The organism is Patulibacter americanus DSM 16676 (genome assembly GCF_000420025.1).
GTDB lineage: Bacteria > Actinomycetota > Thermoleophilia > Solirubrobacterales > Solirubrobacteraceae > Patulibacter > Patulibacter americanus.
This window is the reverse complement of the sequence record NZ_ATUD01000001.1, coordinates 599226-622328: the sequence shown is the minus strand read 5'-3', so window position 1 is coordinate 622328 and position 23103 is coordinate 599226. Positions and strand designations below refer to the sequence as shown.

Annotated in this window: 16 protein-coding genes, 1 tRNA gene and 1 riboswitch; of the genes, 10 read left to right on the top strand and 7 right to left on the bottom strand. The window is 75.3% G+C overall.

Annotation, left to right across the window (positions count from 1 at the left end; genetic code table 11):
- Positions 1–30 precede the first annotated feature (30 nt).
- Positions 31–151, top strand: a riboswitch (SAM riboswitch).
- A gap of 33 nt (positions 152–184) precedes the next feature.
- Complete coding sequence (locus F593_RS22055) at positions 185–1570, top strand: aminotransferase class V-fold PLP-dependent enzyme (protein WP_033205743.1); 1386 nt, start codon at positions 185–187, stop codon at positions 1568–1570.
- 72 nt (positions 1571–1642) lie between these two features.
- Here the strand turns inward: F593_RS22055 and F593_RS22050 are convergent, their stop codons facing one another.
- Both F593_RS22050 and F593_RS0103030 read right to left on the bottom strand, forming a co-directional pair.
- Positions 1643–2122, bottom strand: coding sequence for a cupin domain-containing protein (locus F593_RS22050; protein WP_022927287.1), 480 nt, complete (start codon positions 2120–2122; stop codon positions 1643–1645).
- 56 nt (positions 2123–2178) lie between these two features.
- Positions 2179–2721: a CGNR zinc finger domain-containing protein gene (locus tag F593_RS0103030; RefSeq protein ID WP_028721371.1), complete on the bottom strand. Its 543-nt coding sequence runs from the start codon at positions 2719–2721 to the stop codon at positions 2179–2181.
- 38 nt (positions 2722–2759) lie between these two features.
- Between F593_RS0103030 and F593_RS22045 the strand changes: the two genes are divergently transcribed.
- Both F593_RS22045 and F593_RS0103020 read left to right on the top strand, forming a co-directional pair.
- Complete coding sequence (locus tag F593_RS22045; RefSeq protein ID WP_022927285.1) at positions 2760–3761, top strand: EamA family transporter; 1002 nt, start codon at positions 2760–2762, stop codon at positions 3759–3761.
- A 130-nt stretch (positions 3762–3891) separates the two neighbouring features.
- On the top strand, positions 3892–4950 hold the full coding sequence (locus tag F593_RS0103020) for an LLM class flavin-dependent oxidoreductase (protein ID WP_022927284.1): 1059 nt from the start codon (positions 3892–3894) through the stop codon (positions 4948–4950).
- Positions 4951–5025: 75 nt separating this feature from the next.
- On the opposite strand, the gene F593_RS22040 is transcribed toward F593_RS0103020, so the two are convergent.
- Positions 5026–6585, bottom strand: a complete 1560-nt coding sequence (locus F593_RS22040; protein WP_157251506.1) for a SulP family inorganic anion transporter — start codon at positions 6583–6585, stop codon at positions 5026–5028.
- On the opposite strand from F593_RS22040, the gene F593_RS0103010 reads away from it, so the two are divergent.
- Genes F593_RS0103010 through F593_RS0103000 form a run of 3 tightly spaced genes read left to right on the top strand, consistent with a single transcriptional unit; the run spans position 6469 to position 9340 of the window.
- On the top strand, positions 6469–7470 hold the full coding sequence (locus F593_RS0103010) for an NAD-dependent epimerase/dehydratase family protein (RefSeq protein ID WP_022927282.1): 1002 nt from the start codon (positions 6469–6471) through the stop codon (positions 7468–7470). The genes F593_RS22040 and F593_RS0103010 overlap by 117 nt on opposite strands.
- Positions 7471–7496: 26 nt before the next feature.
- Complete coding sequence (locus F593_RS22035) at positions 7497–8267, top strand: RNA polymerase sigma factor (RefSeq protein ID WP_022927281.1); 771 nt, start codon at positions 7497–7499, stop codon at positions 8265–8267.
- Positions 8264–9340 (top strand): hypothetical protein, encoded by a 1077-nt coding sequence (locus F593_RS0103000; RefSeq protein ID WP_022927280.1) that lies wholly within the window; start codon positions 8264–8266, stop codon positions 9338–9340. Before F593_RS22035 ends, F593_RS0103000 begins: the two co-directional genes overlap by 4 nt.
- Before the next feature lie 133 nt (positions 9341–9473).
- Here the strand turns inward: F593_RS0103000 and F593_RS22030 are convergent, their stop codons facing one another.
- The 3 genes from F593_RS22030 to F593_RS0102985 form a co-directional block, all read right to left on the bottom strand.
- Complete coding sequence (locus F593_RS22030) at positions 9474–12869, bottom strand: ELWxxDGT repeat protein (protein WP_022927279.1); 3396 nt, start codon at positions 12867–12869, stop codon at positions 9474–9476.
- Positions 12870–12928: 59 nt separating this feature from the next.
- Positions 12929–15898, bottom strand: coding sequence for an ATP-binding protein (locus F593_RS0102990; RefSeq protein WP_022927278.1), 2970 nt, complete (start codon positions 15896–15898; stop codon positions 12929–12931).
- A 76-nt stretch (positions 15899–15974) separates the two neighbouring features.
- A tRNA-Ala gene (locus F593_RS0102985) sits at positions 15975–16047 on the bottom strand.
- 142 nt (positions 16048–16189) lie between these two features.
- On the opposite strand from F593_RS0102985, the gene F593_RS27715 reads away from it, so the two are divergent.
- The 3 genes from F593_RS27715 (at position 16190) to F593_RS22015 (ending at position 20645) form a co-directional block, all read left to right on the top strand.
- A complete protein-coding gene (locus F593_RS27715; RefSeq protein ID WP_022927277.1) occupies positions 16190–18055 on the top strand; it encodes a diguanylate cyclase in 1866 nt (621 codons plus the stop codon).
- A 10-nt stretch (positions 18056–18065) separates the two neighbouring features.
- On the top strand, positions 18066–19208 hold the full coding sequence (locus tag F593_RS31030) for a hypothetical protein (protein WP_022927276.1): 1143 nt from the start codon (positions 18066–18068) through the stop codon (positions 19206–19208).
- 84 nt (positions 19209–19292) lie between these two features.
- On the top strand, positions 19293–20645 hold the full coding sequence (locus tag F593_RS22015; protein WP_245540765.1) for a patatin-like phospholipase family protein: 1353 nt from the start codon (positions 19293–19295) through the stop codon (positions 20643–20645).
- On the opposite strand, the gene F593_RS22010 is transcribed toward F593_RS22015, so the two are convergent.
- Positions 20642–21628, bottom strand: a complete 987-nt coding sequence (locus F593_RS22010; protein ID WP_022927275.1) for a TIGR03557 family F420-dependent LLM class oxidoreductase — start codon at positions 21626–21628, stop codon at positions 20642–20644. The genes F593_RS22015 and F593_RS22010 overlap by 4 nt on opposite strands.
- A 208-nt stretch (positions 21629–21836) precedes the next feature.
- On the opposite strand from F593_RS22010, the gene F593_RS0102960 reads away from it, so the two are divergent.
- Entirely contained in the window at positions 21837–23012 is a 1176-nt protein-coding gene (locus F593_RS0102960; RefSeq protein WP_022927274.1) for a hydroxymethylglutaryl-CoA reductase, read from the top strand.
- Positions 23013–23103: the final 91 nt, after the last annotated feature.

Sequence of the window (23103 nt, the reverse complement as noted above, 5' to 3'; positions counted from 1 at the left end):
CTCGCGCCCGCTGCCGATAGGGTGGGTGACGGTCAAGAGCGCCAGCGACAAGCCCCGGCTCGCTGGCCGGCAACCCTCCTCCGCGGTGGGGTGCCCCGGGTGAAGACCAGGCCGCGCGGCCCACGGTGGGTCGCGCCTGCAAGCGCGGACCTGCCCCATGCGGGTCCCGAACAACGGAGACCCCATGAGCACCATCGAGACCCCCGTCCGCGACGCCTCCTGCGCGCAGGCGCCCCTGCTGGCCGTCCTCGGCGGCGACCTGCACGTGCCGCTGCTGGACGGCCGCCGCGTCCGCTACGCCAACCTCGACTACGCCGCCACCGCGCCCGCGCTGGCCTCCGTCGCCGAGCGCGTGAACCACGTGCTGCCGCTCGCGGGCAGCGTGCACCGCGGCGCGGGCGTCCCCTCCCAGGTCGCCAGCGCGCTCTACGAGGCCGCCCGCGCGAGCGTCGCTCGTGCCGTCGGCGCCCGCGCCGACGACCTCGTCGTCTTCACCCGCAACACGACGGACGCGACGAACCTGCTGGCCTCCGCCGTGCCCGCCGGGGCGGGCGACGTCGTCACGCTCGACGTCGAGCACCACGCCAACCTGCTGCCGTGGCAGCGCACCGCGGGCGGCCACCGCTGCGTCGCGCACGCCGCGACGATCGAGGAGACGTTCTCGCGCCTCGAGGACGCCCTGGCCGCCCGGCCGACCGCGCTCCTGGCGCTCACGGGCACGTCGAACGTGACGGGGGAGACCCTGCCGCTGCAGCGCGCCGCGGACCTCGCGCACCGCCACGGCGCCCGGCTGTTCGTCGACGCGGCGCAGCTCGCCCCGCACCGGGCGATCGCGCTGTCCGCCCTCGGCGTCGACTACGTCGCGCTGTCGGGCCACAAGCTCTACGCGCCCTACGGCAGCGGCGTGCTCGTCGGCCGCCGCGACTGGCTCGACGCCGCGCCGCCGTACCTCGCCGGGGGCGGCGCGGTCCGCGAGGTCACGACGGACTCCGTCGACTGGGCGACGGGTCCGGCGCGTCACGAGGCCGGGACGCCCAACCTCGCCGGCGCCGTCGCGATCGCCGCGGCGTTCGAGGCGCTCGCCGCGCTGGCCGACGAGGACGGGAGCGACCTGCGCCACGCCCACGAGCGCGCGCTGCGTCAGCGGGTCCTCGACGGCATCGCCGACCTGCCGGGCGTCCACCCCCTTTCGATCTGGGACGACGCCGACGACGCGATCGGCGTGGTCGCCTTCGCGGTCGACGGCTACGCGCCCGGCCACGTCGGTGCCTACCTCTCCGCCGAGCACGGCATCGGCGTGCGCGACGGCCGCTTCTGCGCGCACCCCCTGCTGGCCGCCTTCGGTCGCCCCGAGGGCGCGCTGCGCGCGAGCTTCGGCGTCGGCTCGCGCCTCGAGGACGCCGACCGCCTCGTCGCCGCGCTGCGGCAGCTCGTGGAGCGCGGACCGGACCACGCCTACTGCGCGTCGCAGAGCGGGTGGGTCCCCGAGCACGACACACGTGACCTGGCCGCGTGGGCCGGGCTGGACCTGGGCGGCGCGGCGAAGCCGACGCCCTGCGGCGCGGGCTGAGCGGCGGGCGGGCGGGCCGCCCAGGGCCCACGGCCGCGCGGGAGCGTGCCGCGTCCTGGCGCGGTCGCCGGGCTAGGCGTCGACCCCAGGCTCGCCGTCGTAGTAGTCCACGGACGCGGAGCGGTGCACCATCACGCCCTCCCCCGGGACCCCGGGGTTGATGCCCACCTTGCCGCTGTCCGGGTAGGCGGTCGCGCTCGGCGTGACGAGCTCCGAGACCATCAGCACCCGGGCGGGCGCGTCGGAGTCGTTGCGCACCTGGTGCGCGCCCTCCGGGCCCGTGGGGAAGAAGACGACGTCCATCGGGTCCAGGCGCTCCGTGCCCTCGGGCGTGCGGACCGAGGGGTGGCCGTCGAGTACGAGCACCCATTCCTCCTCGCCGTACTCGTAGTGGTACGGGCACACGGCCTGGCCCGGCGGCAGCTCGTAGAGCGTCATCCCGGTGCGCTCCGCCCCGAGCTGCCCGCCGAAGCGGAACATCGCGGCCCGAAAGCCCTCGGGGTCCTCGGCATCAGTCTCGAGCGGAGGGGCGGACAGATTCACGCGGCGCATGGCCGCAGCATGGCGGGCGGGCCGGACCGCTCCCTGCGCCGCGCCGGCCCGCGGCGTCAGGAGGCGTCGCCGCTCCGCCGCGCGCGGTACGCCGCCACGGCGTTGCGGTTCGCGCACGTCGTCGAGCAGTACCGGCGCGAGCGGTTGCGGGAGAGGTCGAGGACGAGGCCCTCGCAGCGCTCGTCCGCGCAGACGGACAGACGGGAGAGCTCGTCCGCGCGGATCAGGTCGATCACGGCCATCGCCGTCTCGACGGCCACGCGGCGGTCCAAGGGCGCGTCGGCCGGCACGGCGTGGATGTGCCAGTCCAGACCGTCGTGGCGGCGGAGCTGGGGGACCGCGCGCGCCTCGGCCAGCAGGCCGTTGACGAGCTCGGCCGCCCGGTCGCGGTCGCTCGTCAGCAGCTCGCGGAGCACGGGCCGCAGGGCGTGGAGCGCCTGCAGCTCGGCCTGGTCCCCGTCGCGGCGGCCGGTGTAGCCCTGGTCCGCGTACCAGTCGTCCAGCTCCTCCACCGTGCGGAGCGTCTGGGGCTCCTCGGCGCTGTTGACGAGCGCGACCGCCGCCCGCAGCCCGCAGACGGTGTCATGGGTCAAAGTCACGTTGACACCTTACAACCCGCGGTCTACTGTCATCGGCCATGACGGGGATGGCGAATGACACGGGCGTGCGCCCGCAGCTCACGGGGCTGGCGCTGGCCGTCGTCTCGGCGGCCTCCTTCGGCCTCTCCGGACCGCTGGCGCGCGGCCTGCTCGACACCGGCTGGAGCCCGGGGGCGGTCGTCCTCGTGCGCATCGGACTGGCCGCGCTGGTCGTCGCGCCGTTCGCCCTGCGTTCGCTGCGTGGGCGGTGGGGGGCGCTACGCGCCAACGTGCCGCTCGTCCTCGCCTACGGCACGTTCGCCGTGGCCGGCGCGCAGTTCGCCTACTTCTCCGCGGTGGCGCGCATGGACGTCGGTCCGGCCCTGCTCATCGAGTACACCGCCCCGGCCGCGGTGGTCGCGTGGCTCTGGCTGCGCCACGGCGAGCGACCGACGGGCGTGACGGTGCTCGGCGCCGCGATCGCCGCGGTGGGCCTCGTGCTCGTCCTCGACCTGCTCTCCGGCGCCGACCTCGCCCTGGGCGGCGTCCTCTGGGCGCTCCTCGCGATGACGGGGGCGGCGACGTACTTCGTCCTCTCCGCCCGCACGACCTCCGGACTGCCCCCGTTCGCGCTGGCCGGCAGCGGCCTGGCGGTCGGGGCCGTCGGCCTGGCGCTCCTCGGGCTCGTGGGCCTCATGCCGATGCGCGCCACGACCGAGGCACCGGTCTACGCGGGGGATGCCGTCGCGTGGTGGCTGCCGCTGCTGGGCCTCGGCATCGTCACCGCCGGGGTGTCCTACACGACGGGCATTGCGGCCAGCCGCCGGCTCGGCTCGCGCGTCGCGTCCTTCGTCGCCCTGCTCGAGGTCGTCTCGGGCGTCGTCTTCGCGTGGCTCCTGCTCGACCAGATCCCGGACGGGCTGCAGATGGTGGGGGGCGGGCTGATCGTGGCCGGCGTGATCGTGGTGAAGCTGGGGGAGCGGCCGGCGGGGGCGGCGGGACAGGGGCAGGACGCCGTGTCCGAGCCGGCTGCCGACCCGGTGCTGGCCCCCACGCGCTGAGCGGGGCGCGACCCGTCGTCCACCCCCGGCCCCATAAGTGGACCGCGGTCCGCTTCAGTGCTACGGTGAACCCGAGCGGACGACCAGTCCGGGTTCTCGGGGCGCCAGGCGCCCAGCAAGGGGTTCCACCATGCAGATCGGTATCGACAGCTTCGTCTCCTCCGTCACGGATCCGGAGACCGGGAAGACCGCCACTCCGGTGGAGCGGGTCGCCAACCTGCTCGACGAGATCGAGACGGCCGACCGCGCGGGCGTCGACACGTTCGGGATCGGCGAGCACCACCGCGAGGAGTTCCTCGACTCGGCGCCGCCGATGCTGCTCGCCGCCGCGGCCGCGCGGACGGAGCGGATTCGCCTGAACAGCGCGGTCACCGTGCTCAGCGCCGCGGACCCGGTGCGGGTCTTCCAGCAGTTCTCCACCCTCGACCTGATCAGCGGCGGGCGCGCCGAGCTCGTCGTGGGCCGGGGATCGTTCACCGAGGCGTTCCCGCTCTTCGGGCTGCCGCTCGAGGACTACGACTCCCTCTTCGCCGAGAAGCTCGACCTGCTGCTGCGGATCCGCGAGAGCGAGCGGGTGACGTGGAGCGGCCGGCACCGCCCTGCGCTGACCGGGCAGGGCGTCTACCCCCGCCCCGTGCAGGAGGAGCTGCCCGTGTGGGTCGGCGTCGGTGGCAGCCCGGAGTCCTTCGTCCGCGCCGGCGTGCTCGGCCTGCCGCTGATGGTGGCGATCATCGGCGGTGAGCCGGCGCGGTTCCGCCCGCTCGTCGACCTCTACCGCGAGGCGGCGCGCCGCTCCGGGCACGACCCGGAGACCCTCAAGGTGTCCGTCCACGTCCCCGGGCTCGTCGCGGACACGACGAAGGCGGCGGCCGACCTGTTCTACCCCGGCTACGCGCAGATGTTCGGCCGGATCGGCCGTGAGCGCGGGTTCCCGCCGCCCACCCGCCAGGGCTACGACGCGCAGCGGGGCCCCGGCGGCGCCCTGTTCCTCGGCGACCCGAAGACGGTCGCCGGCAAGATCACCGCGATGTCCGAGGCGCTCGGCGGGATCGACCGGGTCACGCTGCAGATGACGAACGAGCGGCTCGCGCACGCCGACATGCTGCGGGCCGTGGAGCTGCTCGGCACCGAGGTCAAGCCGGCGGTCGCCGCCGCGCTGGGCGAGCCGGTCGGGACACCGGCGAGCTGATCCGGCGGCCGGTCCGGGGGGACGCCCGGGCCGGCCGCACGGGGCGGCGGATGCGGACCCCCCGGCCGCCCGCGGTCAGTCGGCGGCGAGCGGCGTCCCGGCGGCGCGGGGCGCCGTGGGGGCCGGCGGCTCGTCGGCCGTGCCGTCGTCGTCGTGCGTGGGCGCGCCGAGCCGCCGCAGGACCAGCCAGACGATCGCGCCTACGCCGACGCCGTAGGCGAGGTTCGACGTGGCGACGACCACGACGGTGGTGACGAGCATCACGGCGGTCTCGGCCACGGGCGTCGTGCGCAGGCCCCGCGGCGTCACGGAGTCCCAGTCGAACGTCGTGACCGCGACGACGATCATCGTGGCCACCAGCGCGGCCGTCGGCAGGATCTCCATCAGCGGGTGGAGCAGCACGACGAGGGCCAGGAGCCACGCGCCCGCGGCCAGGGTCGACACGCGCCCCCGTCCACCGCTCTCGACGTTCAGCAGCGACTGGCCGATCATGGCGCAGCCGGGCTGGCCGCCGAAGAAGCCCGTGACGACGTTCGCGATCCCCTGCCCGTAGGCCTCGCGCCGCTTCGGCGACTCCGTCTTCGTCAGCCGGTCGACGAGGTCCGCCGTCAGCAGGGACTCGACGAGCCCGACGGCCGCGAGGCTGACCGCGGTGGGCAGGACGGCCCACAGGGTCGCCCAGGCGATCGGGACGTCGGGTGCGTGGAACCCCGGCAGACCCGTCGGCAGGGTGCCCTCGTCGCCGACGGTCGGCGCGTCGGCGACCAGCAGCACGGCGAAGATCGTCAGCACGGCCGTCGAGATCAGCGACGGCGGAACGCGCACGCCCGCCGCGCGCCCGGCGACGAGGATCGCCACCCCGCCGAGCACGAGCAGCACGACGGGCACGGAGACGATGTGGTCCATCTGCGCGAGGAAGATGAGGATCGCGAGGCCGTTGACGAAACCCAGCGTCGCCCCGCGGGGCAGCCGCATGAGCAGCTCGGCGAGGCCGGCCCGCGCCAGCCCGAGCTGCAGGACGCCGCCGAGCACCGTCGCGAGCACGAGGTACTCGAACCCGTGCTCCCGCACGAGCGGCGCGGCCACGAGCGCCATGGAGCCCGCGGCGGCCGAGACCATCGCGGGCCGGCCGCCCACGAAGGCGATCACCACGGAGAACGTGAACGACGAGAGCAGCCCGATCCGTGGGTCCACGCCGGCGACGATCGAGAACGAGATGGTCTCGGGGATGAGGGCCAGCGCGGTGACGAGCCCGGCGAGGAGCTCTACGCGGGTGGGTGGCGCGCCCGCGACGCGGCGGCGTAGGCGGGTGGCTAGACGATCGTTGTGCAGACCAACCAGCGTAAGGGGCGGGGCGCGGACGGCGTGTGCGGCGCCGCACGCGGGGACGAGGAGTACCGCGCGGCACGGGTCGCGGAACGCCGGACGCCCGACCGGCCCATCCTCCGATCGGTGACCGGGCCGCCGGGCGCGTCGCCTCCGTGACACGCAACCGTTGGGTTGCGGTACAACCTCCCCATGCGCCTGCTCGTCCTCGGTGGGACCTCGTTCGTCGGACGAGCGGTCGTGGAGGAGGGAGTCGCTCGCGGGTGGGCGGTGACGACGTTCAACCGCGGTCGCGGCGCGTGGTCGCATCCCGCCGCGCGCCGCATCCTCGGTGACCGCGACGACCCGACGACGCTGGCGCCGCTCGGGGCGGAGGACTGGGACGTCGTCGTCGACACGTGGTCGGGCGCGCCGCGCGCCGTCCGAGCCAGCGCGGCGGTCCTGGCGTCCCGGGCGGGCCACTACGCGTACGTGTCGAGCTGCTCCGTCTACGCGCCGCCGGTGCCGATGGGCGTGAGCGAGGGGTACCCCACCGTCCCGGGCTCGCCCGACGACGGCGACGGGCCGGACTACGCCGTGCGCAAGCGCGGAAGCGAGCTGGCGGTCGAGGAGGCATTCGGCGATCGGGCGCTGCTCGTCCGCCCCGGGCTCATCCTCGGGCCGCACGAGGACGACGGTCGCCTGCCCTGGTGGCTGGCGCGCATCGCCCGCGGGGGAGAGGTGCTCGCGCCCGGACCGGCCGACGCGCCGCTGCAGCTCGTCGACGTCCGGGACCTGGCGGCCTGGACACTCGACGCCGCGGCCGCCGGCCGCCACGGGCCCTACAACGCGGTGAGCCGCCGGGGCCACGCGACGATGCGCTCGCTGATCGAGGCGGCGATCCGCACCACCGGCGGCGACGCCGCCCTGGTCTGGGCGACGCCGGAGCTCGTCGCCGCCCAGGGCATCGAGCCGTGGATCGAGCTGCCGATCTGGCTGCCGCCCGACCACGAGTCGCGGGCGCTGCACGGGGCCGACGTCGAGCGGATCCACGCCGCGGGATTCCTGCCGCGGGCGGTCGACGAGACGGTGCGCGACACGTGGGCGTGGCTGGCGTCGCTGGACGGCCCGCCGGCGCTGCGGCGCGACCTGCCGGCACCGGGGCTCGCTCCTGAGCGGGAGGCGGCGGCGCTGCAGGCGGCGCGGGGGGCGTAGGCCGGCGCCCGACGAGGGCATCGGCGATGCTGCAACGCGCCGGCGAGATCGAGCCGTTCGCTCCTCGCACCGGCGCGCGCGTGGTCCGGCCGTCGCGCCGCGAACTTCTCGGGGCCGTGCGGCAGATGAACCAGTACATGACGCTGATCGACAACCACGCGGTGCCGGCCACCGCCTTGCACAGGGAGCCCGCCGCCGTGCCCGCCCGGCCGCCGGCCCCCACGTCCACATCTCCGCCCGGCGACGACGCCGCAGCGATCGCTCGCTCGCGGCGCGATCCGCAGGCCTTCGAAGCCGTCTTCGACCGCCACTGGGCGCGCATCCACGCGTTCTGCACCGCGCGGGCCGGGGCGGAGGGGGAGGACCTCGCCGCTGAGGCGTTCCGCGTCGCCTTCGCGCGCCGCGACCGCTACGACCTGACCTTCGCCGACGCGCGGCCCTGGCTGTACGGCATCGCCACCAACCTGCTGCGCGTGCACTTCCGCGGCGCCGCCCGCGGCGCGTCGGCCCTGCGGCGGGCCACCGCCCTGGGCGCGGCCGACGACGCCCGGACCGGCGCCGAGCCGCTGCAGCAGCTCGAGGCGCAGATGCTCGGACCGCAGCTGACGGCCGCGCTGGGCGGCCTGCCGGCCGCCGACCGCGACGCACTGCTGCTGCGCGCCTGGGGCGAGCTCGACTACGACGAGATCGCCCGCGCCCTGGACATCCCCATCGGGACCGTGCGGTCCCGCATCCACCGCGCGCGCCGCAGCGTGCGTGGCCACATCGCCGAGCACGAGACCGAGGACGACCGATGAGCATCACCGAGCAGCAGGACGAGCGCGACCTGGAGTGGCTGGCCGAGCGCCGGCCGCGGGGCGTCGAGCTGGACGAGGCCGCCACGCGCCGGGCGCGTGCCGCGCTGATGACCGACATGGCCGGCGGTGCTCCTCGCGGCGCGGCGGCGCGGCGGCCCAAGCGCCGCCGCAGGGTCGTGCGGCTGGCGCTCGGCGGCGTGGCCGTCGGTGGCCTGGCCGTCGCGGTCCTGGCCACCGGCGGCCCGCAGGTGACGACCCAGCCCGGGGCCGACGGTCCGTCGTCGGCGCGCCTGCGTCTGATTGGCGGCCCGCCGGCCGCCGACGCTGCGCCGCTCGAGCGGCTGACCACCCGCCTGCGCGCGCGTGCCGCCCGGGCGACCGCGTCGCTGCCCGGCGACGCGTCCCTGATCGTCCGCCACCAGGACGGGGCGACCGTGGGCGCCGACCTCTTCACCGACGACGGCGTCTATTACTACGCCGGCAAGCCGGACGGGCTGGCGGCCGCGATCGCCGACCAGAAGGCCGACAAGGACCTGACCGCGGACCGGAGCTTCGTGGGCCGCGCCGTCGCGGCCGCCGAGGCCGCGTTCGACGGCCCGATCGAAGCAGCCCGCGAGCGGATGGGCGACGCGGCCTTCGTCCCGGGCCGCAAGCCGTCCAACCTCGAGTGGGTGCGCGGCGACGACGGCGAGCCCCGCGCCGTGCCCAGCAAGACGTCCCCGCCCGTCCCGACCCGCGCCGAGGCCGCGGCTTGGGAGGAGAACCGGATCTGGGTCAACTCCATGGACGCGCTGAACGGGGGCGCGGCCCGCCCCGCCGTGCGCGCGGGCGTGCTGCACCTGCTCGGCACGCTGAGCAGCGTCAAGGTCACCAAGGCCACCGAGGGCGACCGCCAGGTCCTCGTCCTCGCGGCCCGGCAGTCCAAGCACGCCTACACCGAGCGCCTCACGGTCGACGCGGGCACCGGCATGCCGATCCGCTTCACGGGCCGGGAGGACGGCGAGTCCGAGCCGGCCGTGAAGATCACCTACGACGTCTCGCGGGTGACGCTGGCCGACATCGTGCGCGGCTGATCCGCGGGCACGGCGTCGCGGGAGGCCCCGGGACGCCGGGGCCGGCGGACGCCGTGGGGTGGCCCCGGCGAGCGGGCGAGCCAGGCCCTCCGTATGAGGAGTGGCCGGCTCGCCCCGCCCGGGGCCGGTGCGGCTACCGGGCCGCCGTGCGGTAGCGGTGACCGCGCCCGACGAGCGTCGTGCGGCGGCGCTTGGCGTCGGTCACGCGGACCGAGCCCTTCGCGACCGAGACCGTCGTCGTGCCGCAGCGATCCGTCGTCGTGGACGTCGCGGAGCGCGTCAGCCCGCTCGCCTTGCCGGCGACGACCTGGACCCAGCCGGAGCCGGAGGTCGTGACGGTCAGCCGGCGCAGCAGGCCCCGGCCCGCGGCGCAGGTCACCTTGCGGCCGCCCCGCAGCGTCAGGCGCGTGACCGTGGTGCGCGCCGTCGAGCGGCCCGGCACGCGGATCGCCACGCGCCCGTAGCGGAACTGGCCGCCCCCGACCCGGACGGGCGTGGTGCGACCCGCCCCGTTCGGGACGAGGAGCACGATGCGCCCGCGCGTCGCGTCGATCGTCGCGCCCTGCGGGATCACGCTCCCGGCGTTCAGCGTGAGGGTCCGACCCTTCGAGTCGCGGATCACGACGCGGCCGCTGACGCTGCCGACCCGGGCGCCCGAGGCCGGGGTGGGCGTGCCGGGACCCGTCGCCGGCGGGGTCGGCGGGGTCGGAGCCGGCGAGCCCGGGACGGGCGTCGTCGGCGGAGCCGGGGTGACCGGCGTGGCCGGGGTCTCCGTCGGCGTCGTCACTACGGGCGGCGAGACGACGTCGTCCGCGCCGAGGCGCCAGATCTCACGGCCGTGCCGGCCGTCGTCGGCGAGGAACCGCAGGGTGCCGGGCGTGCTGGAGGGCAGCAACGTCGGGTACGAGTACCCCGGGCCGGGGGCGACGTCGGCCTGAAGCGTGGTGCCCGCGGCCGTGCCGTCGGACGCCCACAGCTCGGTGCCGTGGGTCCCGTCGTCGGCCGCGAAGTAGAGCGTGCTGCCCACCGCGGTCAGGCTGTACGGGGACGAGGAGCCGCTGCCCGGCTGGACGTCCTTGGCGAGCGTGGTGCCCGCGGTCGTGCCGTCGGACGTCCACAGCTCGGCGCCGCGGGTCCCGTCGTCGGCCACGAAGAACAAGGTGTCGTCGACGGCCGTCAGGCTCTGCAGGGAGGTGTTTTCGTCGCTGCGGGGCTCAACGTCCTTGACCAGCGTGGTGCCCGCGTCCGTGCCGTCCGACGTCCACAGCGCGTAGCCGTGCGTGGGGTCGTAGGCGATGAAGTAGACCTTGCCGCCGACGACCGTCAGGTCCCCCGGGTAGGACGACACGCCATCGGGCGCGAGGTCCTCGACGAGCGTCGTGCCGGCGTCCGTGCCGTCGGACTTCCAGAGCTCGTACCCGTGGGTGCCGTCGTCGGCCACGAAGTACAGCGTGCCGCCGACGGCCGTCAGGTTCCCCGGGTAGGACGACCCGCCATCGGGCGCGAGGTCCTTGACGAGCGTGGTGCCGGCGTCCGTGCCGTCGGACTTCCAGAGCTCGTACCCGCGGGTGCCGTCGTCGGCCGAGAAGTAGAGCGTGTTGCCCACCGCGGTCAGGCTCTGCGCAGACGACGAGTTCCCACCCGGCTGCACGTCCTTGACGAGCGTCGTGCCGGCGTCCGTGCCGTCGGACCTCCAGAGCTCGTACCCGTGGGTGCCGTCGTCGGCCACGAAGTACAGCTTGCCGCCGGCGGCCGTCAGGTTCGACGGGCCCGAGGAGTCGGCGCCCGGCAGAACGTCCTTGACGAGGGTCGTGCCGGCGGTGGTGCCGTCGGACTTCCACAGCTCGTGGCCGTGCGTCTCGTCGTAGGCCGTGAAGTAGAGCGTGCCACCGACGGCCGTCAGGTTCTCGAGGCTCGAGGAGTTCTCGCCCGGGCGGACGTCCTTGACGAGGGTCGTGCCGGTCGCGGTGCCGTCGGACCTCCACAGCTCGCCGCCGTGGACGCCGTCGCTCGCGACGAGGTAGTCGACGCCGCCGATGGACACCGCATCGCGGTCCCCGCCGAAGGCATCCCGGTTGCTGGCGTTCGCGTCGAGCACCAGGGTCGTGCCGCCCGCGGTGCCGTCGGAGCTCCAGAGCTCGGTCCCGTGGGTGCCGTCGTCCGCCGTCAGGAGCAGCTTCCCGTCGAGGGCCGTCAGGTTTCCCGGGCCCGAGGACCGGGCGCCCGGCCGGATGTCCTTGACGAGCGTCGTGCCGGCGGCGGTGCCGTCGGACCTCCACAGCTCGGTGCTGTAGGTGGCGTCGTCGGCCGTGAAGTACAGGACGCCACCGGCGACCGTCAGGTCGGACGGACCGGAGGAGTCGTCGTTCCCCTGCGGGAAGCTCCGGACGAGCGTCGTGCCCGCGGCGGTGCCGTCGGACCTCCACAGCTCGTAGTTGGAGTCGCCACTGTAGGTGGCGAAGTACAGGGTGCTGCCGAAGACCGTCAGCTCGCGCGGGCTCGCGCTGGCGCTGCCGGGCCGGACGTCCTTGACCTGCGTCGTGCCCGCGGCGGTGCCGTCGGACTTCCAGAGCTCGGTGCCGCTGGTGGCGTCGGTGGCCGCGAAGTACAGCGCGTCGCCGACCGCCGTCAGGCTCGTCGGGTTGGAGCCGGCGTTCGGCCGGATGTCCTTGACGAGCGTCGTGCCGTCGGCGGTGCCGTCGGACGTCCACAGCTCGGCGCCGTTGGTGCCGTCGTCGGCCCGGAAGTACAGCTTGCCGCCGACCGCCGTCAGAACCTGGGCGTTCGACGCGATCATGCCCGGCCGGATGTCCTTGACGAGCGTCGTGCCCGCTGCCGTGCCGTCGGACGTCCACAGCTCGCGGCCGTTGGCGCCATCCTCGGCGGTGAAGTACAGGGCGTCACCGACGGCCGTCAGGTTGTTCGGGAACGAGTGGCCAGCCCCCGGCCGGATGTCCATGACGATCGTCGTGCCGGCGGCGGTGCCGTCGGACTTCCAGAGCTCGGAGCCGTGAGTGCTGTCGTTCGCCACGAAGTACACGGTGTCGCCCACGGCGGTCAGGGACCGCGGCGCCAAGGAGTCGGCCCCCGGCGCGGCGTCGGCGACGAGCGTCGTGCCCGCGGCGGTGCCGTCGGACTTCCACAGCTCGTAGCCGTTGACGCCGTCGTCCGCCGAGAAGTACAGCGTGTCGCCCACGACCGTCAGCCCCTGCGGGTTCGCACCGCCGTCACCCGGATTGATGTCCTTGAACAGGGTCGTGCCGCCCCGCGTGCCGTCGGACTTCCACAGCTCGGGACCGTGAACCTCGTCGTTCACCGTCTGGTAGGTGCTGCCGCGGAAGGCGACGCTCCCGGAGGGCTCGCTCGACCTCGTCGTCTGGTTGATCTGCCCGAGCTGCTTCAGCGTGACGTCGGCCGCCCGGGACCCCGGGGCGAACGCCAGGCATGCGATGCAACACGCGAGCAGCAGCAGGAGCGCGGCGTGGGCGCGTCGGCGCGCGGGGTGAACGGGTGATGCTGGTACGAGCATGGTCCTCCGGACGGGAAGCGGCCGGCGGCATGCCGGTTGCATTCGAGCGGAGGCGGACGCTACGTCCCGGGCACCGGCCGCACACTGGGCGGCGGTACCAGGGTTTCGGCCGGCTCCTCGGGGCCCAGGACCGCCGCGAGCTGGTCGCGGCCACGGATCTCCAGCTTGCGGTAGGCGTTGGACAGGTGGAAGCTCACGGCCTTCGGCGTGACGAACAGGGCGTCGGCGATCGCCCGGTTGGACAGTCCGCGGGCCGCCAGCCGCGACGCCCGCCGCTCGCCCGCCGTCAACGAGTCGGGCCCCCGCGTGCGCTCGCGGCGCGGTCGCGCCCCGGCGGCGAGCAGCTCCTCCCGCGCCTCGGCGGCCAGCGCCCGGGCTCCGAGGGCGCCCGCGGCGTCGAGGCCCCGCCCGAGCGCGGCCCGGGCGTCCGTGCGCTTGCCGGCGGCGCGCAGGAGCGTGCCGAGCGTGACGAGCGCCCGGCAGTGCTCGAGGGCGACCTCCGTGCCCTCGAGCAGGTCGACGGCCTCGCCGGCCAGCGCGATGCCCTCGGCGCCGCCGACGACGACCGCCTGCACGCGCAGGGCGATGGAGAGCGGCCGCGGGGCGCCGAACCGGCGCGCGTCCTGGACCTCCGCGGCGGCCAGGCGCGCCGCTTCCGCCAGGTCGCCGAGCCGGCGGGTCGCCAGCGCCGCCTCGGACCGCCACGGCAGGACGGCCGGGTTCGACGTCCCCACCACGTCGGTGGCGATGCGCCCGGCGACGAGGAGCTCCTCCCGGGCCGTCCCCGGATCGCCCTCCGCCATCGCGAGCCGGCCCCGCGCGGCGTGCACCAGGCTCCACAGCGAGTTCCCCGCGAACGACGACTCCGCCGCCCGCGCCACGTCGAGGACCGCTCGCGCTCGCGCCGGCTCCCCCCGCTCCAGCAGCACGCTGACCTGGGCGTCGACCGCGAACGGCAGCACGGCGAGGCGGCTCACGGCATGCGCGCCGAGCGCCTCGTCGAGGTCGCTCTCGGCCTCCTCGAGCCGGCCCAGGTGCAGCAGGCAGGAGCCTCGGGCGGTGCGCCACTGCGCGTAGGCGGATCGTGCTGCCCGTCGACGCGCGTCCGCGATCAGCGCATCCAGGGCCTCCAGGCACTCCGCCAAGGCGCCCGAGCGCAGCAGCGCCGACACGATCGGACCCAGCGCGGAGGCGTCGCAGGTGCCCTCGGCGAGATACGCGCCGTCGCCCCACGCCCGGCGGGCGAGCGCGAGCGTCGCGTCCCGGTCCGTGCCGCGGATCAGCTCGATCGCGGAGAGCCCGGCCACCAGCTCGCGCTCGCCCTGGGTGCGGACGGGACGCTCCGCGGCCAGCGTGCTCGCGAGGCGCCGCGCGACCTGCTCCGACCCCTCCGTCGTCCACAGCGCTGCGGCCGCCCAGGCGGCCTCCAGCTCGTGCCGGAGGGTCTCGTCGACCCCCGGCCCCGCGAGCCCGCGGTCGCAGGCCGCCATCGCCTCGGCCGCGTCGCCCTGCCGGGTCCAGACCTTGGCCAGCGCGAGCAGCAGCGGAGCACGGTGCCGCTCGTCGGCGGCGGCGAGTGCGACCTCCAGCGTCTCGCGGGCGTCCGGGTCCTCGGCCCTGGCGCCGGCCAGCGCGGCCTCGGCCAGCGCCAGGGGTAGATCTGTCGGCGGCGGCTCCTCCGCGGCCCGGCGGAGCAACCGCGCCGCCGTCGCGTGGGCGGTCCGCCCCTCGGCCTCGTCCGCCGCGGTGCGCAGGGCGTCGACCGCCCACGCCTCCCCGGCACCGGGGGCGAGCAGCAGGTGCCCGGCGACCGCCAGCGCGTGGCCGTGCCGATGCAGGAGCTCGGCCGCCCGCCGGTGCATCCGCCCGCGCGTGGCCGGCGCGATGTCGTCGTAGACGACCTGGCGGAGCATCGGATGTGCGAACCGCAGCTCGTCGGTGGCGGCGAGCATCCCGGCGTCCTGCAGCCGGGAGGCCGCCGTCGCGGCGGCATCGGCCGGGAGTCCCGCGAGGGCCGCGACCGCCGACGGCCCGGCATCCCGGCCGAGCACCGCGATGGCGGCGGTGATCGCCCCCTCGTCGGGTCCGAGCCGGCCGAGGGTCGAACGGACGCTCCGCGCCACCGGCTCGGGCCCCAGCTCGTGCACGCGGTCGACGTCCGTGTCGGAGCCGCCGCGGCCCTCGGCGGACAGGGCCCGCAGGAGCTCGCGGAGGAGCAGCGGGTTGCCCCCGGTCGCCTCGAAGCACGCGCGCGTGAACGCGTCGACCTCCTGGTCCTGGCCCGCGTTCCGTCGATCGACGCCCGCGCGTTCCGCGTTGGTGCCGTCGCCGTCTGCGTCGACCCCGTGGCGGACGAGCGTGGCGGTGGCCGCGACGCTGAGCCCTTGTGGGGCGAGCACGCGGGCCTCGGGCGCGGCACCGAGCTGGGCGAGGAGCTCGTGCTCCGCCCCCGGCTCGCGGGGTCGCGTCGCGGCGACGAGCAGCACGGGCAGCTCGTGCACCCGCGCCGCCAGGTAGGCCAGGAACCGCAGCGACGGCGGATCGGCCCAGTGGAGGTCGTCGACGACCAGCGCCAGCGGCCGGACCGTGCCGAGGTTCACGGCGAGCCACTGCAGTGCGTGGATCAGCGACGCCTCGCGGAGGTCCCGGAGCGCGCGCTCTGACGCGTGGATGCCCAGCAGCATCGGCGCGGCCAGCGCCGCGCTGCCCTCCATGGCGACCGCCCGCTCCTCCCGCGTGGCCGTCCGCACCCGCGTCTCGAAGAGCCCGAGCACGACCCCGAACGGGAACTCGCGCTCGAGCGCGCCACCCCGGGCGCGCTGGACGTCCATGCCGGCGTCGGACGCGAGTCCCGCCGCGACGTCCAAGAGCCGGGTCTTGCCCATGCCCGCCGCCCCGCGGACGAGCACGACCCCGCCCTCGCCGCCCGCCGCCCGGTGGATGGCAGCGGCCAGAGCGGTCACCTCGTCGTCGCGCTCGAGCAGCAGGTTCGACGCCCCGTCACCGTCCTCGTCGGGGGTCGTACGCACTGCAGGCACGGTATCGGCTCCGTCCGGGAACGACGGAACCCCCGCGGCGGCGGGGGTTCCGGTCCTGCGTCCTAGGTGGAGCTAGTCGGGCTCGAACCGACGACCTCCTGGGTGCGATCCAGGCACTCTTCCAGCTGAGCTATAGCCCCAGGACTTCGAAGTGTAGCGAGGACGATCTGGGTCGTGCCTCGAGGCCCACCTACCCCTGCCGGACGGCCGGTATCCACCGTCCGCGCATGCGTCCAAGGGGACGGGATCCGGCCCCTGCGGGGGCTAGGCTGCCCCTCTTCCGTGAGTTTTCGGGCCCGCCTCAACCTCTTCTTCGTGCTGCTCGTCGTGGCACCGCTCTTCGCCGTCGGCGTGGTGCTGCTGCGCACCATCGACGGTGCGGCGCAGGGCCGGGTCGAGGCCGCGCTCGCCTCCGAGGCCCGCGCCGTCTCGCGCGTGGCGGACGACCTGCGCGACGACGCCGACGGCGTCTCCCGCACCATCGCCACCGACCGGCGCCTGGCCGCGGCGATGCGGGCCGGCGACGCCGACCGCGTCGAGCGTCGGGCCCGGCAGCTCGTCTCGCCCGCCACGAGCGCCCGGCGGATCCGACTCACGCTGCGCGCCGGCGGCACCGTCGACGTCGGCAGCCCCTCGGCGGTGCTCCCCCAGCGCAATGACCTCGTCACGAGCGACCGGCAGCCGCTGGCGACGCTCGAGACGTCGGTCGTCGGGCCGAAGGCGCTGGCCACGCGGTTCCGGCGCCTGACGGGCCGCACCGTCCAGGTCCGCGACGCGCGCTCCGACCGCGTCATCGGCGGCACGCAGGACGCGGCGACCGAGATCCCGCCGCCCGGCCGCGTGCGGGCCGTCGACGACGGCGCGTGGACGGCCGTGACGCTGCGCGAGAACGGGTTCGGCGACCAACCCACCGACATCGTCCTGCTCGCGCGCGGGTCGGAGAGCCGGGCGTCGACGACGGAGCGGCTGGCGCTCGTCGGCACGCTGCTCGTCTTCCTCGTGCTCGCCGGCGCCGGCGCGCTCATGGTCTCCCGGTCGCTGCAGCGTCAGGTCGGCATCCTGCTCGAGGGCTCGCGCCGGCTGGGTCGCGGCGACTTCGACCACGAGATCCCCGGGGGCGGGGGCGACGACGAGTTCGCGCAGCTCGCGGACGGCTTCAACACCATGAGCCGCCAGCTGCGGCGGCGGATGGACGAGCTCGAGGGCGAGCGCGGCCGCCTGCGCTCCGCGATCCGCCGGATCGGCGAGACGTTCGCCGCCAACCTCGACCGCGAGGGCCTGCTCGAGATCGTCGCCCGCGCCGCCGCCGACGGCGTCCGCGCCGACGCCGCGCGCGCCGTGGTGATCGCCGACGGCCGTCGCGAGGTCGCCGAGGCCGGTGCGACGGGCGACTTCGACGCGCTCCTGCGCCGCGCCGGCGAGCGCGCCGCGAAGGGCCAGGAGGTCCTGCTCTCCGACGGCGACCAGCACGCCGTCGCGGTGGCGATGGATTCCGCCCGCCTGATCGGCACCGTCGTGGTCGCGCGCAAGGACGTGCCCTTCACGAGCGCGGACGCCGAGCTCGTGGGCTACCTCTCCGGGCAGGCCGCCGTCTCGCTCGAGAACGTCGGCCGCCACGAGGAGGCCGAGCGCGAGGCACACACGGACCCGCTCACCGGGCTCGCCAACCGCCGCCGCTTCGACGAGCTGCTCGCCGCGGCCGTCGACCAGGCGGGGCGCGACGGCCGGCCCGTCTCGCTGCTGGCGCTCGACCTCGACCGCTTCAAGAACGTGAACGACCAGTACGGGCACGGCATCGGCGACGAGGTCCTCAAGGCGACCGCGAAGACGCTGCACGACGCGGTCCGCGGCAACGACGTCGCGGCGCGCCTGGGCGGCGAAGAGTTCGCCGTGCTCCTGCCGCGCACGGACGGGGAGGGCGCGTCGATCCTCGCGGAGCGCCTGCGCGAGGCGGTCGCCGATCTCGCCGTCCCCGTGTCCGAGGACGACGTCGTCCGCTTCACGACCTCGGTCGGCATCGCGACACTCGAGGGGGACCAGCTCGACGGGCCCCGACTCATCGCCGCCGCGGACGACGCGCTCTACCAGGCCAAGCGCGGCGGACGCAACAGAACGGTCACCGCTGACGTTGCGGGCCAGCCCGGGTAGGATCAGAGCGATGGGCGTGCTGGATGACGCGATTCGCGAGCACCTCGAGCTGAAGCGACGCCACGGGTCTGATCCCGTGGAGGTCTCTCGACTCGAGCGGGAGGCGCTCGGCCCGGTGACGGCTGCCGAGCTGGAGGCCGAGGACGAGCCGAACTGGGGCGGCGATGCTGCCCCGGCGCAGAACGACGTCCCGCCGCCCCCGGCCTTCGCCCAGCAGGCCGCCCCGCCGCCGCCGTTCGTCGACGAGGGCAGCGTGCCGCCGCCCGGCTACTACGCGCCCGCGTCGGAGCAGCCCGCCGCGCAGGCCCCGGACCAGCAGGCGACCGAGATCTACGCGCCGCCGGCCGACACGACGTCGCCGCCCCCGCCGCCCAGCGGGCCGTTCTTCGAGGACGAGGACGACGAGGAGTTCGACTTCACCGACGGCGGCGCCGCGCCCGTCGACCACGGCGCGACCCGCATGGGCGACACGCCGCCCGCGCCGCCCACGGGCGCCGTGCCCCCGCCGCCGCCCGTCGCCCCGCCGGCTCCGACCGGGCCGACCGCCTCGCCGACGTCCGTCTCGCCGGCCGCGTCGAGCGACGCGCCGCCCGCGCCGACGCCGGTCGCCCCTGCGCCGCCCGCGCCCGCCGCGGCCACCCCGCCGCCGCCCCCGACGCCCGTCGCGCCGCCGGCCCCGTCCGCCGCCTCGTCCTCGGATCTCCGTCCGAGCGCCGGCCCCGTCGCGCCGCCCGCTGCGCCCCGGGACGCCGGGTCCGACGTGCCGCCGCCCCCGCCGGCCGGCGCCGCCGTGCCTCCGCCGCCGCCCGCCGGCGCCGCGGTTCCGCCGCCCCCGCCGGCCGGCCTGACGCCGCCGCCCCCGCCGCCGAGCTTCGCCCCGGCCCCGCCCGCCCCGTCGGGCAGCAGCGCCACGCCGCCGCCCCCGCCGGCCATGGCCCCCGAGGCGCCGCCTACGCCGGCCGTACCCCCGGCGCCGCCGGCCGGGGACCGGACGAGCGTGCCGGCCGTGCCGCGCCGCCGCATCGACGGCGACGCCACGCAGGGCGAGGTCACGAGCGATCCGCTCTCGCAGACCCCCGAGTTCCTCGAGGAGACGCCGGACCACGACCGGCTCTGGTTCGAGCAGAAGCCCCCGCGGGACTTCGACTTCTAGGACACCGACGCGGCCCTACCCGGGGTCGCGTTTCGTCCGCACCTGAGGCGGGCGACGGCCGCGGCCCGCCATACTTCCCCCTTCATGCGTCCCCAGGACCGAACCGCCGGGGACCCGCCCGAGAACCGCATCGCGATCGTGCTCCCCGGAGGCGGCGCGCGAGGGGCGTACGAGGTGGGGGCGCTCTCGGTCCTGCTGCCCGAGCTCGAGCGTCGCGGCGAGAAGCCGACGATCTTTTGCGGCACCTCCGTCGGCGCGATCAACGCCGCCTACCTCGGCTCCGTCGCGCACCTGCCCGTCCACGACCAGGTGCAGCGCGGTCTCGAGCACTGGCGCGCGCTGTCCCGCAAGGACATCATCCGCAGCGTCGTCGGCCCCGGCCTGCCGCGGACGCTCTTCCGGCTCGTCGGCGACATGCTCGAGGTTCCGGGCGTCCGGCTCGCCGGCCTGATGGACCCCACACCGCTGCGCAAGACGCTCGACAAGATCGTCGACTGGGAGGGCCTCGCCAAGAACGGGCGCGACGGCACGTACGACGCGGTCTGCCTCGTCGCCACCTCGCTCTCACGCAGCGGCCCCGTCGCCTGGGTGCAGGGGACGGCCGCCGTCCCCGAGTCGCGGCGCACCGCCGACCTGCGGTACGTGCCGGTCGAGGAGCTCGAGGCGCAGCACGTGCGCGCCTCGGCGGCGATCCCGCTGCTGTTCGCGCCCGTCCGCGTCGACCATCCCGACGAGGAGTCCGACTACTACGTCGACGGCGCCACCCGGTTGAACACCCCGATCGCCCCCGCGCTCGCGCTCGGGGCCGACAAGGTGATCGTCATCGGCTTCGAGCCGCTGGGCGAGCGGGCCCCGCGCGAGATGACGGGCAAGCCGCTCGTGCCACGGATCGCCGACGTGATCTCGAACATCGTCGACGGCCTGCTGGTCGACCAGGTCAACGACGATCTGCACCAGATGGTGACGCTGAACGAGATGCTCGCCTCGCCGCGCTCGAAGGCCGCGAAGGCGTCGCGCCGGTTCCGCTCCGACCGCGGCAAGCCCGCCTACCGGAAGATCGAGTACGCCCTGGTCTCGCCCCGCCACCGCGGCGAGCTGGGCGAGCTGGCCGACGACGTCTTCGACCGCCGCTACGCCGGCTGGCGCGGCCTGCTCAACCCGGACCTGCCGCTCTTCTCGCGCCTGCTGGGCAACGGCCGCACGAAGGCCCGCGGCGAGCTGCTGTCCTTCCTGCTCTTCGACGACCTGTACTTCGACCTCCTCATCGAGGCCGGCAAGCGCGACGCCCACGACTGGCTCGACCGGCACCCGGACTTCTGGTGCTCCGAGGCCGGCCACGACTTCGACTTCGACACGGGCCGGATGCCGGCGGCGCAGGGCGAGGACGACGCGGGGGCGAACGCGGCCCCGCCCCGCGATCCGGTCGAGGCGGCCTAGCTCCGCAGCTTCGGCAGCACGCTCTCGCCGTAGGTGCGGATCGTGCCCATCGGGTCGGCCGAGCCGATGAGCTGCAGGCAGACCGCGTCGGCGCCCAGGTCGGCGATCTCGCGCACGCGCTCGACGTGCTCGTCCGGGTCGGCCGACGCGATGAAGCCCTCGTGGGCGAACTCTTCGTCCGACATCTGGGCGTCGGCGCGCTGCTGCATGTCGACCTGGTCGGCGATGTCCTTCGTGTACAGCTCGGGCAGCTGCGTCGGCTTCCACTTGCGGGCGCCGCGGAGGACCTCGTCCTGCGTCTTGGCCCACGAGATGCCGCTCTGCATGATGATCGTGCCCGGCTCCTTGCCCAGGTCGGAGCACGCGGCCTTGTAGGCGTCGACGACGGGCGGGGCCGACTCGGGGTCGCCCAGCGTCCACAGGCCGTCGCCGCGCTCGGCGGCGATCTTCGCGGCCTTGGGGCCGAAGGCGGAGACGATCATCCGCGGGCGGTTCTCCGGGAGCGTCCAGAGCTTCGCCTCCTTCAGCGCGAACCAGCCGGCGTCCATCGTCACGGTCTCGCCGTCCCACAGGCGGTTGATGGCCTCGAGGCCGGCGTCGAATCGCGCCTGCTGCTCCTTCAGCGACGGCCAGTCCAGGCCGAGGGGCGTCTCGTTCAGCGCCTCGCCCGAGCCCACGCCGAGCGTGACGCGGCCGGGGTACAGGGACTCGAGCGCCGCGAACGCCTGCGCGACCACGCCCGGGTGGTAGTGGTGGACGACCGGCGTCACGCCCGTGGCGAGCGGGAGCTTCGTGGCGGCACCGATCGCCGTGAGCGTGATCCACGCCTGCGAGCCCTGCCCGCCCGGGAACCACGGCGCGAAGTGGTCGGAAACCCCGAGGGCGTCGAACCCCGCCTGCTCGGCCGCCTTCGCCTGCTCCACGAGCTGCGGGGGCGTGAACTCCTCGGTCGATCCGGCAAACCAGTACTGGGTGCTCGACATGCGCGTCCTCTCGGTGGCGATCGGGCGTGCCGGTACCCGGGGCGCAGGGCGGGGGAACGGGCGACCGCGACGATGCGCAGCTGCCGTCCGCGCGGACGGCCGGGACGTGCGGGCCGGCGGGCGCATGCTCCCCACGTGTGCGCCATATGTGACATGTTACGAGCGCCGACGCGCCCGCCCGAGGCGCCCGAGACAGGAGCTGCACCCCGTGAGCGAAGACCGCGTCCCCGTCCCCCGCGACCGCGAGAACGACTACGGCCCCGCCGCCGTCGACGCCCGCCTGGCGTTCCTCCGCGAGCACACGGAGTCGTCGCTGGAGCACGTCGCATCGGGGTCGATCGACCCGTCGGTGCTGCCCGGCAACGTCGAGTCGCCGATCGGGGTGGCGCAGGTGCCGATCGGGCTGGCCGGGCCGCTGAAGGTCAACGGCGAGCACGCCCAGGGCGACTTCTACGTGCCGATGGCGACGACGGAGGGCACGCTCGTCGCGAGCTACTCGCGCGGCATGCGGATCCTCCACGAGGCCGGCGGCGTCACCACGACGATCACGGACGACCGGATGCAGCGTGCCCCGTCCTTCGTCTTCGACGACGCCCGCGGCGCCCGCGAGCTCGGCGCGTGGATCCGCGAGCACCACGACGAGATCCGCGACGTCGCCGAGTCGACCACGCGCAGCGGCAAGCTGATCGAGATCGAGCAGTACCAGGCGGGCCCGATCCTCTTCTGCCGCTTCGACTACACGACGGGCGACGCCGCCGGCCAGAACCTGACGGGCAAGGCGACCGAGGCCGCGTGCCGCTGGATCCTGGAGCAGCGGCCCGAGATCCGCGACCACTTCCTCGAGTCGAACTTCGCGACGGACAAGAAGGCGTCGCAGATCAACGTGCTCAAGACCCGCGGCAAGCGCGTGGTGGCCGAGGCGACGATCCCCGCCGAGCTGATGGAGCGCGTGACCCGCGCCCGCACGGAGCGGATGTACCGCGCCCGTCAGATCGCGACGTTCGGCGGCCTGATGTCGGGCGCGAACAACAACGGCTCGCACTCCGCCAACGGCATCACGGCGATCTTCATCGCGTGCGGCCAGGACGTCGCGAACGTGTCGGAGTCCTCGACCGCCCTCGTCTACGCAGAGCTGCGGGAGAACGGTGACTACTACTACTCCATCACCATCCCGTCGCTGATCGTTGCGACCTACGGGGGCGGCACCGGCCTGCCCACGCAGAAGGAGTGCCTCGACGTGATGGGCTGCTCCGGCGCGGGCAAGGTCGGCAAGTTCGCCGAGATCGTCGCCGCGACGGTGCTCTGCGGCGAGATCTCGCTGGGCTCGGCGATCTCGGCCGGCGAGTGGGTGTCGGCGCACGATCAGCTGGGGCGCAACCGGTAGGGGGTGGGTCGCCGCGGGCCGGGGGTGGAGGAAGCCTCCATCCCCGGAGGCGAACGTCGTGGGGATCCTGCATGGGCGGGGGCGGGCTCGC